Below are 14,223 nucleotides of genomic sequence, written 5' to 3'. Positions count from 1 at the left end.
CGTATCATCCATGGGGGAGCGCTTTTGCGCGGCGGTTCCCCGGGCCCGGGAGGATCCTTACGTGCAGCATCTGACCAGCGGCGACATCAAGGAGGCGGCCGGCCGGGTCGCCGGACACATCCGGCCCGTCACCGTCACCCGAGCCGGCCGGCCGGGGCCGTACGAGCTGTGGTTCGCCCTGGAGTTCATGCAGCACACGGGGTCCTTCAAGGCGCGCGGCGCCCATAACTTCCTCGCCGCCCACCGCGAGGCCGGCACCCTCCCCGAGGCGGGCGTCACCATCGCCTCGGGCGGCAACGCCGGCCTGGCCTGCGCCTGGGCCGCCCGGCGGCAGGGCGTGCCGGCGACCGTCTTCCTGCCGGAGAACGCCCCGCACGTCAAGGCCGCGAGGCTCCGCGGCTACGGCGCGGACGTGCGGCTCGTCGGCAGCGAGTACGCCGAGGCGCTCGCGGCCTGCGAGGAGTTCGCGCGGAGCAGCGGGGCCCTGGCCAGTCACGCCTACGGCCATCCGCTGATCGCCGCCGGGGCCGGCACCCTCCTGGAGGAGATCAGGGAAGCCGTCCCCGACCTCGACACCGTCGTCGTCGCGGTGGGCGGCGGGGGACTGTTCGCCGGGGTCGCCGCGGCCGCCGGGCGGTACGGGATACGGACCGTCGCGGTCGAGCCCGAGAACTGCCGCGCGCTCCACGCCGCCCTGGAAGCCGGCCGGGTCGTGGACGTGACCGTCGACTCCGTCGCGGCGGACTCCCTCGGCGCCCGCCGCGTCACTCCGCTCGCGCTCGCCGCGGCGCAGCGGGACGACGTCACCTCCGTCCTGGTCCCGGACCGCGCGATCGTCCGCGCCCGCCAGGCGCTGTGGGACGACCACCGCGTCGTCGTCGAACACGCCGCCGCCACCGCGCTGGCCGCGCTCGACGACCCTGCCCACGGCTATGCGCCGGCCGAGGGCGAGAAGGTCGCCGTCGTGCTCTGCGGCGCCAACACCGACCCCGGCGACCTCGTACAGCGGCGGTAGGTGGCGGGACCGGCTCGCCCACCGCCGTACGACTTCGCGTCGACGGGGCTGCCCGCGCCTGCCCGGCATGTCCGGCTCAGCGCAGCAGGACGGGAAGGTCGTGCAGCCAGTTCATCGTCATGCTGGACCGGCGGACGATCTTCTCCGGCGGTACGGCCAGCCGCATCCCGGGGAAGCGGTCCAGCAGCCGGTTGAAGAGGACCTCCATCTGGGCGTAGGCGAGGAGCGCCCCGACGCAGCGGTGGGCGCCGTGGCCCATGGCGAGGTGCTGGTGGTCGGTGCGGGTGATGTCGAAGCGGTGCGGATCGGGGAAGCGGCGCGGGTCGCGGTTGGCCGCCGCGACGGTGATCAGCAGGAACTCCCCGGCGGGGATGGTCATTCCCTCGCCCAGGTCGATCGGCTGCGAGGTGTGGCGCGGACCGACCGCGCGGAACGGGCCCTCGTAGCGCAGACACTCCTCGACGGCGCTGCGTACCAGACCGCGGTCCGCGCGCATGGCGGCGTACTGCTCGGGGTGGCGCAGCAGTGCGTACACCCCGTTGGCGAGCGCGTTGGCCGTCTCGACACCCGCGATGAGCAGCAGGAAGGCGGTCGAGGCCAGCTCCTGGCGGCTCAGGGCGCGCCGCCCGGCACGCTTGGAGCCCAGCGTGGAGAGCAGGCCCCGGGCGGGGAGCGCGCGGCCGCGCTCGCCGAGCCGCTCGCTGAACTCGGCGATGAGCAGCGAGGTCTTGCGCCCGCTCGCCGACCCCCGGCGGCACATCAGGGTGTCGAACCAGCCCGGGAAGTCGGCCTGTTCCTCCTCGCGCAGGCCCAGCAGCTCGGAGACCACCGAGATGACGAAGGGGTAGGCGATGCGCGCGCGGAACTCCACGGGCCCGGAGTCGCGGAGCGCGCCGAGCGTCTCGTCGGCGAAGACCTCGATGCGATGGCGCATGGCCTCCACCGGGCCCCGGCTGAGGGCCTGTTGGGTGCCGTGGCGCAGCCGCTGGTGATCCGGCGGATCGGCGTTGATCATGTTGGCGCGGATCCGGGTGGTCATCTCGCGGCGCCGCTCCGAGCGCCCGGACTGCCGCTCGCGGAGATCCGGCCGTTTCCACTCGTCCTTGTGGACGAAGGGGGAGTTGAGGAGCGCGCGAGCCTCCTCATAGCGGGGGACCAGCCACAGACGGGTGCCGCTCACGCCCGTGACCAGCGTGGCGGGAGCCTGGGAGCGCAGCTCGTCGAGGACGGGGTGGGGGTCCTGGAAGAAGTCCGGGGTGAAGATCTCGGCGGGGGCGGCGATCCGATCGATGGTCACAGCGATCCTCCTCGAACGGGTGAGCAGGGCGGGTCGACTGCGGCGGCGCCGGGAGCCTACCCAGGGTGTCCGATCGCTTACACATCGCTACCGTGAGTGACTTTGGAGCCGTTGCCCCTCAGGAGTGGCCCGGCCTCGGGTCGCGCGCGGAGGAGTCGCGTTCACGGCGGAGGCGCGGGTCGCCGTCCGCGGCGGCCCTACGCGCGTGCCTCGCGCCAGTCGGGGCTGTCGAGGAAGTGGTTGTCGAAGAGCTCCTGACTCGCCAACAGGTCCTCCACCGTCGCCTCCCCGTTCCGCAACCGCTCCAGCAGGCGGAAGTAGTCGAAGCGCTCGACACCCGGTGTGATGACGATCAGCAGATCGGCCTTCGCGCCCGGCGCGGCGGCGAAGGCGTGCGGCATGCCCGGCGGTACGACCACGAGATCGCCGGTGTGTGCGGTCACCACCTCGTCGCCGGCCAGCAACTGCGCCGAGCCCTCGATCACGTAGAACAGCTCGGCGGACTTGGTGTGGTAGTGCGGGTTGGCGCCGTCCGCACCCTCGCCCAGCGTCACCCGGTGGCAGCTCAGCGCGCCTCCCGTGGCGCCGGAGTCGGCCAGCAGCCGGATCCGGCCCGCCGCCGGGCCCAGCGTCTCCGCGTCCGCGGCCCGTACGTGGACGGCTTCGTGTCCGTACAGCGACATGGTTCTTCGCTCCTTCATCTCGCGGCGCGCGCCCCGAGTCCGGTGTAGTTTTGCGATTGATAGTACTGCCTCTAACTATCTCTCATCGAATGACACCGTAGACTGCGCCCATGGACGAAGTCGACGTGATCCTTGAGCAGTGGCACCGCGAGAGGCCCGACCTGGAGACGTCCGCGACGGGGACGATCGGTCGTTTCGGGAGGGTCGCGCTGCTGCTGGAGCAGTCCATCGACGCGGTCTTCAAGCGGCACGGCCTGCGCCGCGGCGAGTTCGACGTCCTCGCGGCACTCCGCCGCTCCGGGCCGCCCTACGTCCTGATCCCCTCCGCCCTCGCCGAGACGCTGATGCTCTCCCGGGCCGGCATGACCAACCGGCTCGACCGCCTGGAGTCGGCCGGCCTGGTCGAGCGGGCACTCGACCCCCAGGACCGGCGCAGCTTCCGGGTCGCGCTGACGGACGAGGGGACGCGGGTCGTGGACGCCGCCGTGACCGAGCATGTCGCCAATGAGGCCCGCCTGTTGGCGGGTCTCGCGCCGGACGAACAACGGACGCTGGACGACTTGCTGCGCAAGCTCCTGGAGTCGCTCCCGCCGAAGGGCCGGTAACCTCGACCGCCCTGCACTAGGGTCGGTGCGGTGCGCAGTCGCCTGCTCGTCCCCGCGGCGTTCCTGGCCGCCCTCGCCCTCTCCGTCACGGCGTGCGGCGCGGAGCCGGAGCCACCGACGCCGCCCGCGCCGACCGACGGCCGGGCGGCCCGTCCCGACGGCGCCCAGCTGCTCTACCGGGGGCAGGGCAAAGGCAGCGCGCAGAACCCCGCGTTCTCACCCGACGGGTCGTCCGTCCTGTTCACCCTCTTCGAGGACGGTTACAACAAGGGTGCCGCCGCGCTGCGCGTGCTGTCCCTGAAGAAGGGCGCCGCCGCCCGGCCCGGCACCCTCCTCGACGAGGCCGACCAGGCCGCGGTGAACCTCCCCGGCACCAGCTGGCACCCCTCCTCCGGCGTCACCTTCGCCTCCGACCGGGCGGGCCGGGACGAGGTGTGGGTGCTGCCGCCGGGCGGAAAGCAGCCCGTACGGGTCACCGAACACCGCGGTGACTCCGGCTATCTGGAGCCCAGCTTCTCACCGGACGGCCAATGGATCGTCTTCCAGGAGAGCGTGCAGGAGGAGAGCGAGCGCGAGGGCGGCCGGCCGCCGCGCTCCGCGCTCGGCTCGCTGTGGAAGGTGCGGCGTGACGGCCGTTCGGCCACCCGCCTGCTGGACGGCCCCGGCACCCGTACGGACAACCGCCAGCCCAACTGGTCACCGAAGGGCGACCGGCTGGTCTTCCAGCGGCGCGAGCAGGACAGCGACGCATGGGCGCTGTATGTGATGAACGCCGACGGCACCGGACTGCGGCGGCTCACCGACACCCCCGGCGAGCACACCGACCCCAGCTGGTCGCCCGACGGCCGGTCGGTGGTCTTCTCCTCCACCGCAGGCGGCCTCGACGTGCCGCAGATCTTCGTGATCGGGGCGGACGGCGGCGGCCGCCCGGCCCGCGTGACCAGGAGCGCCGACGGCTACGACGGAGCCCCCAGCTGGTCGCCCGACGGGCGGTGGATCGCCTTCGAGGCCCACCCGGGGGACGAGGACCGGCCGACCTCGCTCTGGCGGATCCCCGCCCCCGGGCGGCCTTGAGGATCAGCCGGTGGTGACGGTGAGCAGCGAGTACTGAGCGACCGTCAGGGCGAAGGACGCCGTGCTGCCCGTGACCCGCCAGGTGACCGGCTGCGGCGCGGGGGAGGGGACGTCCGGCGAGCTCACCGTGGCGGAGCGCACCTGCTTGCCGGCGGGCAGCTCCAGCGTGACCGCACAGTCGGCCTGCGTGGTGCGGAAGGCGGCCGGGGCGTCGCCGAAGCACGAGAAGTTGACCAGCTGGACGACGGTGGCGTCGCCGAGCCGGCCCACCTCCAGGTGGATCCGGCGATCGCCGGTCAGGGTCACGGCGGGCGGGGCCGCCGCGGTGACCGGTGCCAGGAGCTGGTTGGCGCTGCCCTGGTCGGTGGAGGCGAGATAGCTCTTGCCCACCAGGTCCTTGATGTACCAGCAGATGCCGGAGCCGTACCGGTTCACCTTGCTCGCCGGCAGCGGATCTGCCTTGCGGAAGCCGAGCACGTCGGCGAGGGCGTACTCCCCGCGCGCCGAGCCCGTCTGGTCGAGGGCCGTCGGCGCCGGCCCGGTGATCACCACATTGCCGCCGCCGTCCACGAAACCACGCAACACCTCCGCCTCGTGGTCCCCCACCGCCTGGAGGTTGGGCAGCATCAGCACCCGGTAGCCGGCCAGATCGGCGGCGGTGATGCCGGGGCTGGTCACGATGTCGAACGGGACGTGCGCGTACACCAGGGCCTTGACCGTGCCCCGGAACTCACCCAGCCACTGCTGCTGGGTGCAGCTCTCCTCCGCGCTGCCGCCGCTCCACCAGTCCTTGACCCCGGTGGGCGCCTTGGCGTTGACGAACATGCCCGTACCGACCGAGGGGCTGACGAAGTCCCGTGAGGCCGAGGAGTGATAGACGCCGACGGTGGCCGCGGACGTGGCGTCGAACAGCTTCTCCTGGTTGGCCGCCACGAACGCGTACATCCGGGTGCGCATCGCCTTGTCGGTGGTGACGTCCTTGAACGGGCTCTTGACCTCGTACGGATTGCAGCCCGCCGCCAGCAGCTCGGCCATCACCAGCGACGCGTCGTCGGCCTTCCAGCCGTAGGAGAACGCCCAGGCCGGCTTGGTGCCGCTGGCCGCCCGCGCGTACTTGTACATCGATATCAGGCAGGTCCAGTCCGTCGCCGTGGCGTGGCGCATCCCGTCGTACAGGCCGAGGACATCCACCTCCCAGACATGGCTCACGCCCTCCGCCTTGCGCAGGTACGCCCCGTCGAGACCGATGGAGGTGGCGTACTTGTAGTCCATGCTGACCGTCTCGACGAAGGTCACCATGTCCGGGTTGACGGCCCGGCCGGCGGCGGCGATGTCCAGCTGCCACTGATTGAGATTGCGGTGCCGCCACTCGACGTAGCGCCGGAAGGGCACACTGGTGTAGTCATCCTTGGTCGGCAGGGCGAGGCCGGTGTCGGCCTTGAACGCGTCCGCCGCCCAGGTGGAGGCGTCGCACCAGCTGAGCGCCCCGTCGAAGTAGATGGGCACGTCCGGCCAGAGCGCGTCCAGGCCGGTTCCGGCGAGCCTCTTCACCCGACCCAGGTAGAAGTCCCGCCACGGCGAGTTCGGGCTGACCCAGCAGCTCTCGTCGCCGGGGTCGATCCACACCACGAGGCTGCCGTAGAAGACGTTCGGCTTGCCGTCGAGCGAGCGCTGCACCCAGGACTTGCCGTCGCCGTTCTTGTAGAACGACCGGCCCTTCTCGCCGCCCAGGCTGATCACTTCCAGCGACGGGTAGTACATGACGACGCGGATCCCCGCCGCGTGCGCCTGGCCCACGAACTCCTTGATCTTCCCCAGGTGCTCGGTGAACTCCGCCTCGGTCAGCCAGTGCGAAAGGATCGTGTCGAGCTCGATCACATTGACGTTCTGGGCCTTCAGCGCCGTGACGACCGGCTTCATGTCGAGGACCGGGTCGGCGTCCTCGTCGAAGGTGGCGTCGGCCAGCCGGGCGTATCTGCTCCAGGCCGGGAAGGTCTGCGCGCCGGCCGCCGTCGCCGCCCAGGCGGGTGTGTCTCCGTACACCTGGAACCGCCCCGGCAGGCGTGGTGCCAGCTGCGCCGCGAGCGCCACACCGCCCGCCCCCAACCCGGCCCGTAACATCCCTCTGCGGCTGAATCTTCGCATTCCGTTCATGGACTGCCCCTCGTCGTCGCGACGGTGTCTGCACGGTGCCCGCACAGTCTGCCGGATCGTTTCCGCACGGCGGGTGGAATCCGCGTACCGGGGGGAAACGGCTCCGCTACCTCTCGCCGCGCACGGCACGGACCCGAGGAATCCGTCGCCGGAGGATGTCGCCGAGGGCCCGGCCACCGCACCCTGGAACCGACGACCTTCGCACCACGGCGACACCACGGAAGCGACACCGGACCCTAGACCTCGGGAGTGAGTTGTGGCGACGCACGCCGAGCCGGCCATCGGCCGGCTCTGGACGGTGACCATCACCGCGGACCCCGCGCCGCGCACACCGGCGCTCAGCTGCTCCGCGCCCGGATGCCGGCCGGACCCGGTGCCACTGCCCACGCCGTCGGCCGCCCGCACCGCGGCGGCGGGCCACCTCGCCGCCCACGGCCGCGCGGTGGAACCGGCGCCGCCCGGCACCGGCTGCCGCTGCGGGAAGGAGGGCTGCGCCTGGCACGCGCGGTCGCTGCCCGGCTGCCAGGGGGAGGCCGTCCGGCAGGTGATCGTCCACAGTGCCGCGGGCCGCGTCTGGTGGCTCGCCGAGATGTGCGGCCCCTGTGCCGAATCCATACCGGACGCCCGCCCGCTGCGCCCCCTCAACAGCCTCCGGCCGGCCGCGGACGGGCCGTCGCCGTCCGTTCGGGGCGGTTGCTGGGCCGGATGGAGCAGCAGCGGATCGTTACGCCCGTCGGCTGGATAAACTCCCGGCGTTGCTCGGCAAGGGAGGCCGTACTCATGGGGTGCGGCGATGCGCCGTCGACGCACTCCCCGTACCAGGTCTGTCGCGGCCCGGGTGACGGCCACCGGACAGTACAGACAGTCTGAACACGAGGAGTGCAGTCATGGCCGAGGTAAAGCTGACCGCCGAGCTGCGTACCGACTTCGGCAAGGGCGCCGCCCGCCGCACCCGACGCGAGGACAAGGTCCCGGGCGTCATCTACGGGCACGGGGCCGATCCCAAGCATGTGGCGCTCAACGGCCACGCGCTGATGATGGCCCTGAAGACCCCGAACGTGCTGATCAGGCTGGACGTCGACGGCAAGAGCGAGCTCGTCATCCCCAAGGCCGTGCAGCGCGAGGCGCTGCGCGGCTTCCTCGTCCACGTGGACTTCCTGGCGGTGAAGAAGGGCGAGAAGGTCACCGTCGAGGTGCCGGTCAACACCGAGGGCGAACTGGCGCCGGGCGGCAACCTGCTCGAACACATCCTCAACGCCCTTCCGGTCGAGGCCGAGGCCACGCACATCCCGGAGGGGTTCACCGTCTCCATCGAGGGCCTGGAGGCCGGACACACCATCCGGGCCAAGGACATCCCGCTGCCGCGCGGCAGCTCCCTGGCCATCGACGACGACGCCGCCGTCCTCCAGGTCGTCGCCGCGCAGACCGAGCCGCCGGCCGAGGAGGAAGAGGCGGAGGAGGAAGCGGCGGGAGCCGCCGAGGCGGAGGAGGAGGCGAAGGCGGCCGAGGAGGGCTGACGAGCCGTCCGGACGGTGTGCGGCCGCGGGGCCGCACACCGCCGCGGCGTCAGGACGATGTCGGCGGGGCGGGCTTGATGACGGCGAAGGGCGCGCCGAACGGGTCGGCGAGCACGGCGATCCGGCCGACGTCCGGCACGTCCGCCGCGGGCATCGGCACCGAGCCGCCGTTCTCCCGCGCGGCGCTCACGACGGCGTCGGCGTCCTCCACCGCGAAATACGGCACCCAGCGCGTGTCCTCGGAGTCGTCCTGGAGCGGGGCGATGCCGCCGAAGGTGGCGTCCTCCTGTTCGCCTTCGGCCGTGGACAGGACGTGGTACGTCATGCCCGGCGCCGTCATCTCCTGTCGCCGCCACCCGAACAGCGAGCGGTAGAAGGCCAGGGCGGCCTCGGGGTCCGCGGTGTGCAGCTCGGCCCAGCACAGGGTGTGGGTGTCGGACGCCTTCTCCAGGCCCTTGACCGCGGCGGGCTGCCAGACGGCGAACTCGGCGCCGCCCGGATCCGTGAGGCAGGCCATCCGCCCGGCGTCCATGACGTCGAAGGGCTCCACCCGCACGGTGCCGCCGGCCTGCTCGACGGCCTTGGCCGTGGCGTCGGCGTCCGGGGTCTGGAAATACACCGTCCAGGCGGGAGCCGCGCCCTCCTCGGTGAGGGGGCCGAGGGCCGCGACGGTCCGGCCGTCCCGCTGGAAGAAGCCGTACCCGCCGGCCTCGGGGCCTGCCGACTGGAAGTCCCAGCCGAACACCGCTCCGTAGAAGGTGGCGGACGCCGAGGTGTCGGGGCTGCCGAGGTCGAGCCAGTTGGGTGCGCCGGTCACGAAGTCAGTGGTGAGCATGGTGGTGTGCTCCTTCGACGGATCCTGGTGGGGGCCGGCCCCGCGGGCGCGGCACACGGTCTCCCCGGCGGATCCCAGTCTCGCACCGGCCACTGACAATCGCCCGGTGCCCGCCCGCAGCGCGCCCCCCGCGTGCGGGGTCGCGCAAGGGCGGCCGGGGGTCCCGGGGCGGGCGGAGTCCCGCACCGGGCCGGCCCCCGCCCGGACCGCCCCGCCCGCGAGCGCGCGTACCACCGCCGCGCCCCGGACAAGCGGGTCCCGACGGCTCAGATCGTCGCGGCGTCGATGACGAAGCGGTACCGGACGTCGCTGGCGAGCACCCGCTCGTACGCCTCGTTGATCTGGTCGGCGCGGATCAGCTCGATGTCGGCGCCGATGCCGTGCCGGGCGCAGAAGTCCAGCATCTCCTGGGTCTCCGGGATGCCGCCGATCATCGAGCCGGCGAAGGACTTGCGGTGGGTGATGAGCGCGAAGGGGGACACCGGCAGCGGCTTCTCGGGGGCGCCGAGCTGGACCAGGGTGCCGCCGGTCCGGAGCAGCCCGAGGTAGGCGTCCAGGTCGATGTCGGCGGAGACGGTGTTGATGATCAGGTCGTACGTGTCCGCCAGCGCCTCGAAGGTGGCCGGGTCGGAGGTGGCGTGGTAGTGCTCCGCGCCCAGCCGCAGGCCGTCGTCCTTCTTGCGCAGCGACTGGCTCAACACGGTGACCTCGGCGCCCATGGCGCGCGCGATCTTCACTCCCAGGTGGCCCAGGCCGCCGAGGCCGACGACGGCGACCTTCTTGCCGGGACCGGCCTGCCAGTGGGCGAGCGGCGAGTACACGGTGACGCCCGCGCACAGCAGCGGGGCCGCGGCGTCCAGCGGGATGCCGTCGGGGATCCCCAGGACGTAGTTCTCGTCGACGACGATGTGCGTGGAGTAGCCACCGTAGGTGAGCTCGCCGTCCCGGCCGGTGGCCGCGTACGTACCGACCATGCCGAGCTCGCCGGTGCAGTACTGCTGGAGACCGGCCAGGCAGTTCTCGCAGGTGCGGCACGAGTCGACGAAACAGCCGACGCCCACGCGGTCGCCGACCGCGTAGCGGGTGACGCCGGAGCCGACCGCGGCCACCACCCCGGCGATCTCGTGACCGGGAACGACCGGGAACGCGCGCTCGCCCCACTCGCCCCGGGCGGTGTGGATGTCGGAGTGGCAGATGCCCGCGTACTTGATCTCGATGAGGACGTCGTGCTCGCCCGGCGCGCGGCGCGGAACGGTGATCCGCTCCAGCGGGGCGGCGGGCGACGGTGCGGCGTAGGCGGGAACAGTCGTGGTGTGCGTCATGCGTTCGATCATGCGGCCGTCCGGCGAGCCCAGCCAGAGCCCGGTTGAACCTACGCTCGCCGTGCCTACCACTGGCAGGACCACCCTGGCCAGGGACGATGCCCGCATACTGGAGGTCATGGACCAGCGCACCGAACTGAGCGAGTTCCTCCGCTCCCGCCGAGCCCGGCTCAACCCCGAGGACGTCGGCCTGACGCCGCACGGCGGCCGCCGCCGGGTGCCGGGACTGCGGCGGGAGGAGCTCTCGCAGCTGGCCGGCGTCAGCGTCGCCTACTACACCCGCCTCGAACAGGGCCGGGGCCAGAACGTCTCCGCCTCCGTCCTGGACGCCATAGCCGACGCGCTGCGTCTGAGCGGGGCCGAGCGGGACCACCTCACCCACCTGGCGAGGCCGCGCGCCTGCCGCACGCGCAAGTCCCCCGGGCGCCCGCAGCGCGTCCGCCCGGCGGTGCAGCAGCTGATCGACGCCATGAACGACGTACCGGCCTATGTGATCGGCCGGCGGCTGGACATCATCGGCTGGAACCGCATGGCCTGCGCGCTCCTCGGCGATTTCGACGCCGTTCCCGCCGCGCAGCGGAACCTGGCCTGGCAGATCTTCCTCGACCCCGCCACGCGCGAGCTGTACGTGCGGTGGGAGCGCAAGGCGGCCGACATCGTGGCCCTGCTCCGGCTGGAGGCGGGCCGCTGTCCCGACGACCGCAGGCTGACCGCTTTGGTGGGTGAACTGTCCGTCAAGAGCGAGGAGTTCCGGGGTCTGTGGGCCGCGCACGACGTGGCGGACAAGGGCTTCGGCGTCAAGGAGCTGCACCACCCCGTGGTGGGCCCGCTGACCCTCTCCTACGAGACGCTCGTCCTGCCCGCCGACCCCGGCCAGCAGCTGGTCACCTATCACGCCGAACCCGGCTCGGCCTCCGCGGAGTCCCTTGGCCTGCTGGCGAGCTGGACGCTGGGCACGGCCGACCGGGCGGAGCACCCGGCGCGGCCCGGGGTCTAGTCGGCGGGCCGGCTTCCGCGCCTGTACGTGAGGGCCTCCGGGGCACCGCCGATGTGGTGCCCCGGAGGCCCTCACGCGACTGTCGGGGTCAGCGCCTGGCCGACGCCTTCGGGGTGTTGCCCTCGGTGACGTTCACCGCGGCCCAGGCCGCGTCGACCGTCTTGTACTCGGTGCCGCCGGCGCCGTACATGTCCGCGGCGGCCTGGAGCGTGGCGGTGCGGGCCTCGTGGAAGTCGGTGGTGGAGACCATGTACCGGGTGAGCGCCCGGTAGAAGATCTGCTCCGCCTTGTCCCGGCCGATGCCGGTGACCGTCGAGCCGTTGGAGGTGGGGGAGTCGTACTCCACCCCGCCGATCGTCTTCTTGCCGCTGCCCTCGGCCAGCAGGTAGAAGGCGTGCGAGGAGACGCCCGAGCCCGCGTGGACCTCGCGGTCGAAGGCACCGGAGTCCCAGCTGTCGACGGTGCCCTCCAGGACGTCCAGCGACGGCTTGTCCATGCGGCGCAGGAACTTCTGGTCCAGCCCGAGCTTCTCGCCGAGCAGGTAGTTCGGCGGGTTTCCGGCGTTGTTGGTGCGGAACTCGACGCCGGTGCCGAAGATGTCGGCGAGCGACTCGTTGAGCGAGCCCGCCTCACCGAACTGGTTGCCGCGCGCGTCCACCCGGGTCGGCTGGAAGTCGGCCGTCGACTCGATCACGCCGTGGCTCAGCTCGTGACCGGTCACGTCCAGGGCCACCAGCGGCTGCTTGAACGTTTCTCCATCGCCGTCGCCGTAGAGCATGCAGGAGCAGTCGGGGGACCAGAAGGCGTTGGCCACCTTGTCGCCGAAGTGCACCAGCGCCTTGGGCCCGGCGCCGTCGTTCTTGATGCCGTTGCGGCCGAAGGTGCTCTTGTAGTAGTCGAAGGTGCTGCTGATGCCGTACTGCGCGTCCACGGCGGCGGTGGCGGAGTCGGCGGCCGTGCCGTTGCCCCAGCGGTTGTCGCCGTCGGTGATCGCCTTCCCGCCGGAGAAGGACTCGACCTCCTTGCCGTCCGCGCTGCGGGTCTCGCCGCCACCGCGGCTGGGGTCCTTGAGGGTGAAGGAGTCCTTCGCGGTCTGCGTGGTGGTCAGCGGCACATTGCCGGCGAACAGCGAGGCACCGGTGCCGTCGGCCTGCGCCGGGAAGTTCGCGTCGGGCTGCACCTTGCGGGGCGGGGCGACCTTCGGACCGGTGCTCGGCGTCGCCTGCCGGCCCAGGCCGCGCAGCTTGGACTTGAGCTTGGGGGAGATGAACGCGTCGGTGAGCGGGGTGCTGCTGAGCACCTTGCCCGAGGTGGCGTCCACGACCACGGAGTGGCGGCCACCGGTGTCCTGGGCGCGGCTGTCGGTGACGGTGACGCGGTAGGCCAGCACCGACTTTCCGCCGCGGGCGTCGACGACCAGCTCGGCCTTGGCGGCGGTGCCCTCGGCCGACGCGGCGGCCTTGGCCTTGGCCTGAGGCGCGGTCAGCTTGGGGGTGACGGTGGCAACGGCGACGTCGTGCCGGATCGCCCGGGTCACGCCGAGGTAGTTCTGCTTGGCGTCGAGATGGACGACGATGTCGCCGCCGACGACGGGGACGTTCCGGTAGACCCGGGCGAAGCGGATGTGCCGCTTGCCCTCGGGGTCGATGAGGATGTCCTTGACGGTGAGGGTCTCCTCCTTGCCGACCCCGGTGGCGTCGGCGTGGGAGACGGCGGCGGTACGGGCCGCCTTGATGAGCTCGGAGTTGGCCGCGGCGCGGGTCGCGAGGACGGAGGACGACCTGGCCGCCTCCCGGGCCTCCTCCGGTGTGACGGCGACGGCGGTGCCCGCCATGGTGGCCGCTGCCACCACCCCGACGGCGGCGGTGAGTATTCGTCTGTGGGTCGTGGGGGATGTACGCACGGTTCAGCGCCCTTTGTCATGAGGGCGGCCCGGGACACACCCGGCCGCCCGCAGTCACGCGGTGCTGTCACTGGCGCACCGCGGGAACCTGTGGTCCCGCGGAGAACTCTGCCGGTATTGGCATGCCCACGAAAAGGGGAAATGTCACAATCACTCGCCACTTGATCAAGTCTTAACAAAGCGTCAACACTGGGTGAGGGCGAGGTGACTTGGAGTCCACTCGGAAGGGGAGACGGCGGAACCTCCGCGCGGGTTGACCCCGGACCCGAACTGCTCACCATATGAGACGCGCGGGACCGGAACCGGGCCGAGCCCCCGTCAGGCCGGCCAGCTGCCGCCCGGGATCGGCGTGCCCACGGCCCGCAGCCGCCGCGCGATCTCGTCCCCCGCGAGATAGACCCAGGCGCGCGCCGTGCCGCCGTCCGCCAGCAGCACCGGGCGCTCGACGCGCACGTAGTGCCGGGCCGACGTGCCGGGCGCGGTGCCCTCCAGCCGGTCCAGCGAGGCGAGCACCGCGTCGTGCCGGTCGGCCGCGAGGAAGACCAGGTCACCGCGGATCTCACCGGTCCGGTCCGGCACGGCGTACGGATAGCCCGGCCCCTCGTACAGCACCGCGCCCGGCATCCGGGCGGGCTCCTCCGCGACCGTCCGGCCGCGCAGCAGAGCCCCGTAATTGCGCTGCCCGGGACGCAGCGTCCCGTAGACGAACACCGGCAGCCGCTCGTGGTCCGCGCTCACCTCGGGGCTCTCCCTCCACCTGCCGTGCGCGCGCCCTGGGCCCCGGCCGCCGAAAGGCGGGGGCGCGCCGCCCGCCGTAAAAT

The 14,223-nt window shown here is 72.2% G+C and carries 13 protein-coding genes; 6 read left to right on the top strand and 7 right to left on the bottom strand.

All coding sequences use genetic code 11. From position 1 onward, the window contains the following. The first annotated feature begins 61 nt into the window (after positions 1-61). Positions 62-1,015 (top strand): threonine/serine dehydratase, encoded by a 954-nt coding sequence (locus ACZ303_RS23925; protein WP_467342172.1) that lies wholly within the window; start codon positions 62-64, stop codon positions 1,013-1,015. A 76-nt stretch (positions 1,016-1,091) separates the two neighbouring features. Here ACZ303_RS23925 and ACZ303_RS23920 read toward each other — a convergent pair whose 3' ends face one another. Further along, positions 1,092-2,312 (bottom strand): cytochrome P450, encoded by a 1,221-nt coding sequence (locus ACZ303_RS23920; RefSeq protein WP_467342170.1) that lies wholly within the window; start codon positions 2,310-2,312, stop codon positions 1,092-1,094. 197 nt (positions 2,313-2,509) lie between these two features. After that, positions 2,510-2,995 carry a cupin domain-containing protein gene (locus tag ACZ303_RS23915; protein ID WP_467342168.1) on the bottom strand — a complete coding sequence of 162 codons (486 nt, stop codon included), beginning with the start codon at positions 2,993-2,995 and terminating at the stop codon, positions 2,510-2,512. A gap of 110 nt (positions 2,996-3,105) precedes the next feature. Here ACZ303_RS23915 and ACZ303_RS23910 point away from each other — a divergent pair, with 110 nt between their 5' ends. Together ACZ303_RS23910 and ACZ303_RS23905 are read left to right on the top strand one after the other, a co-directional pair. Beyond that, positions 3,106-3,600 carry a MarR family winged helix-turn-helix transcriptional regulator gene (locus ACZ303_RS23910; protein WP_467342167.1) on the top strand — a complete coding sequence of 165 codons (495 nt, stop codon included), beginning with the start codon at positions 3,106-3,108 and terminating at the stop codon, positions 3,598-3,600. Between the two features lie 30 nt (positions 3,601-3,630). Continuing rightward, positions 3,631-4,674 (top strand): TolB family protein, encoded by a 1,044-nt coding sequence (locus tag ACZ303_RS23905; RefSeq protein ID WP_467342165.1) that lies wholly within the window; start codon positions 3,631-3,633, stop codon positions 4,672-4,674. A gap of 3 nt (positions 4,675-4,677) precedes the next feature. On the opposite strand, the gene ACZ303_RS23900 is transcribed toward ACZ303_RS23905, so the two are convergent. After that, a complete protein-coding gene (locus tag ACZ303_RS23900) occupies positions 4,678-6,828 on the bottom strand; it encodes a beta-galactosidase trimerization domain-containing protein (protein WP_467342163.1) in 2,151 nt (716 codons plus the stop codon). A 256-nt stretch (positions 6,829-7,084) separates the two neighbouring features. Between ACZ303_RS23900 and ACZ303_RS23895 the strand changes: the two genes are divergently transcribed. Next, positions 7,085-7,573: a hypothetical protein gene (locus ACZ303_RS23895; RefSeq protein WP_467342161.1), complete on the top strand. Its 489-nt coding sequence runs from the start codon at positions 7,085-7,087 to the stop codon at positions 7,571-7,573. A 142-nt stretch (positions 7,574-7,715) separates the two neighbouring features. Beyond that, positions 7,716-8,345, top strand: coding sequence for a 50S ribosomal protein L25/general stress protein Ctc (locus tag ACZ303_RS23890; RefSeq protein WP_467342159.1), 630 nt, complete (start codon positions 7,716-7,718; stop codon positions 8,343-8,345). Between the two features lie 49 nt (positions 8,346-8,394). On the opposite strand, the gene ACZ303_RS23885 is transcribed toward ACZ303_RS23890, so the two are convergent. Continuing rightward, positions 8,395-9,180, bottom strand: coding sequence for a VOC family protein (locus tag ACZ303_RS23885; RefSeq protein ID WP_467342157.1), 786 nt, complete (start codon positions 9,178-9,180; stop codon positions 8,395-8,397). A gap of 266 nt (positions 9,181-9,446) precedes the next feature. Next, positions 9,447-10,502, bottom strand: coding sequence for an NAD(P)-dependent alcohol dehydrogenase (locus ACZ303_RS23880; protein WP_467342155.1), 1,056 nt, complete (start codon positions 10,500-10,502; stop codon positions 9,447-9,449). A gap of 118 nt (positions 10,503-10,620) precedes the next feature. Between ACZ303_RS23880 and ACZ303_RS23875 the strand changes: the two genes are divergently transcribed. Continuing rightward, positions 10,621-11,499, top strand: a complete 879-nt coding sequence (locus tag ACZ303_RS23875; RefSeq protein WP_467342154.1) for a helix-turn-helix transcriptional regulator — start codon at positions 10,621-10,623, stop codon at positions 11,497-11,499. Between the two features lie 88 nt (positions 11,500-11,587). Here ACZ303_RS23875 and ACZ303_RS23870 read toward each other — a convergent pair whose 3' ends face one another. Both ACZ303_RS23870 and ACZ303_RS23865 read right to left on the bottom strand, forming a co-directional pair. Beyond that, positions 11,588-13,333 carry a M4 family metallopeptidase gene (locus tag ACZ303_RS23870; protein ID WP_467342327.1) on the bottom strand — a complete coding sequence of 582 codons (1,746 nt, stop codon included), beginning with the start codon at positions 13,331-13,333 and terminating at the stop codon, positions 11,588-11,590. Positions 13,334-13,720: 387 nt separating this feature from the next. Beyond that, complete coding sequence (locus ACZ303_RS23865; protein WP_467342152.1) at positions 13,721-14,140, bottom strand: gamma-glutamylcyclotransferase family protein; 420 nt, start codon at positions 14,138-14,140, stop codon at positions 13,721-13,723. Between the last annotated feature and the right edge of the window lie 83 nt (positions 14,141-14,223).

The sequence above is a fragment of the Streptomyces sp. NPDC023527 genome, from assembly GCF_055560115.1.
This window is presented reverse-complemented; position numbering and strand designations above follow the sequence as displayed.

Coding starts and splice junctions, on each gene's coding strand:
- ACZ303_RS23915 (WP_467342168.1), bottom strand. CDS start 2,995: ATGTCGCTGTACGGACACGAAGCCGTCCACGTACGGGCCGCGGACGCG.
- ACZ303_RS23910 (WP_467342167.1), top strand. CDS start 3,106: ATGGACGAAGTCGACGTGATCCTTGAGCAGTGGCACCGCGAGAGGCCC.
- ACZ303_RS23900 (WP_467342163.1), bottom strand. CDS start 6,828: ATGAACGGAATGCGAAGATTCAGCCGCAGAGGGATGTTACGGGCCGGG.
- ACZ303_RS23890 (WP_467342159.1), top strand. CDS start 7,716: ATGGCCGAGGTAAAGCTGACCGCCGAGCTGCGTACCGACTTCGGCAAG.
- ACZ303_RS23885 (WP_467342157.1), bottom strand. CDS start 9,180: ATGCTCACCACTGACTTCGTGACCGGCGCACCCAACTGGCTCGACCTC.
- ACZ303_RS23880 (WP_467342155.1), bottom strand. CDS start 10,502: ATGACGCACACCACGACTGTTCCCGCCTACGCCGCACCGTCGCCCGCC.
- ACZ303_RS23875 (WP_467342154.1), top strand. CDS start 10,621: ATGGACCAGCGCACCGAACTGAGCGAGTTCCTCCGCTCCCGCCGAGCC.
- ACZ303_RS23870 (WP_467342327.1), bottom strand. CDS start 13,333: ATGGCGGGCACCGCCGTCGCCGTCACACCGGAGGAGGCCCGGGAGGCG.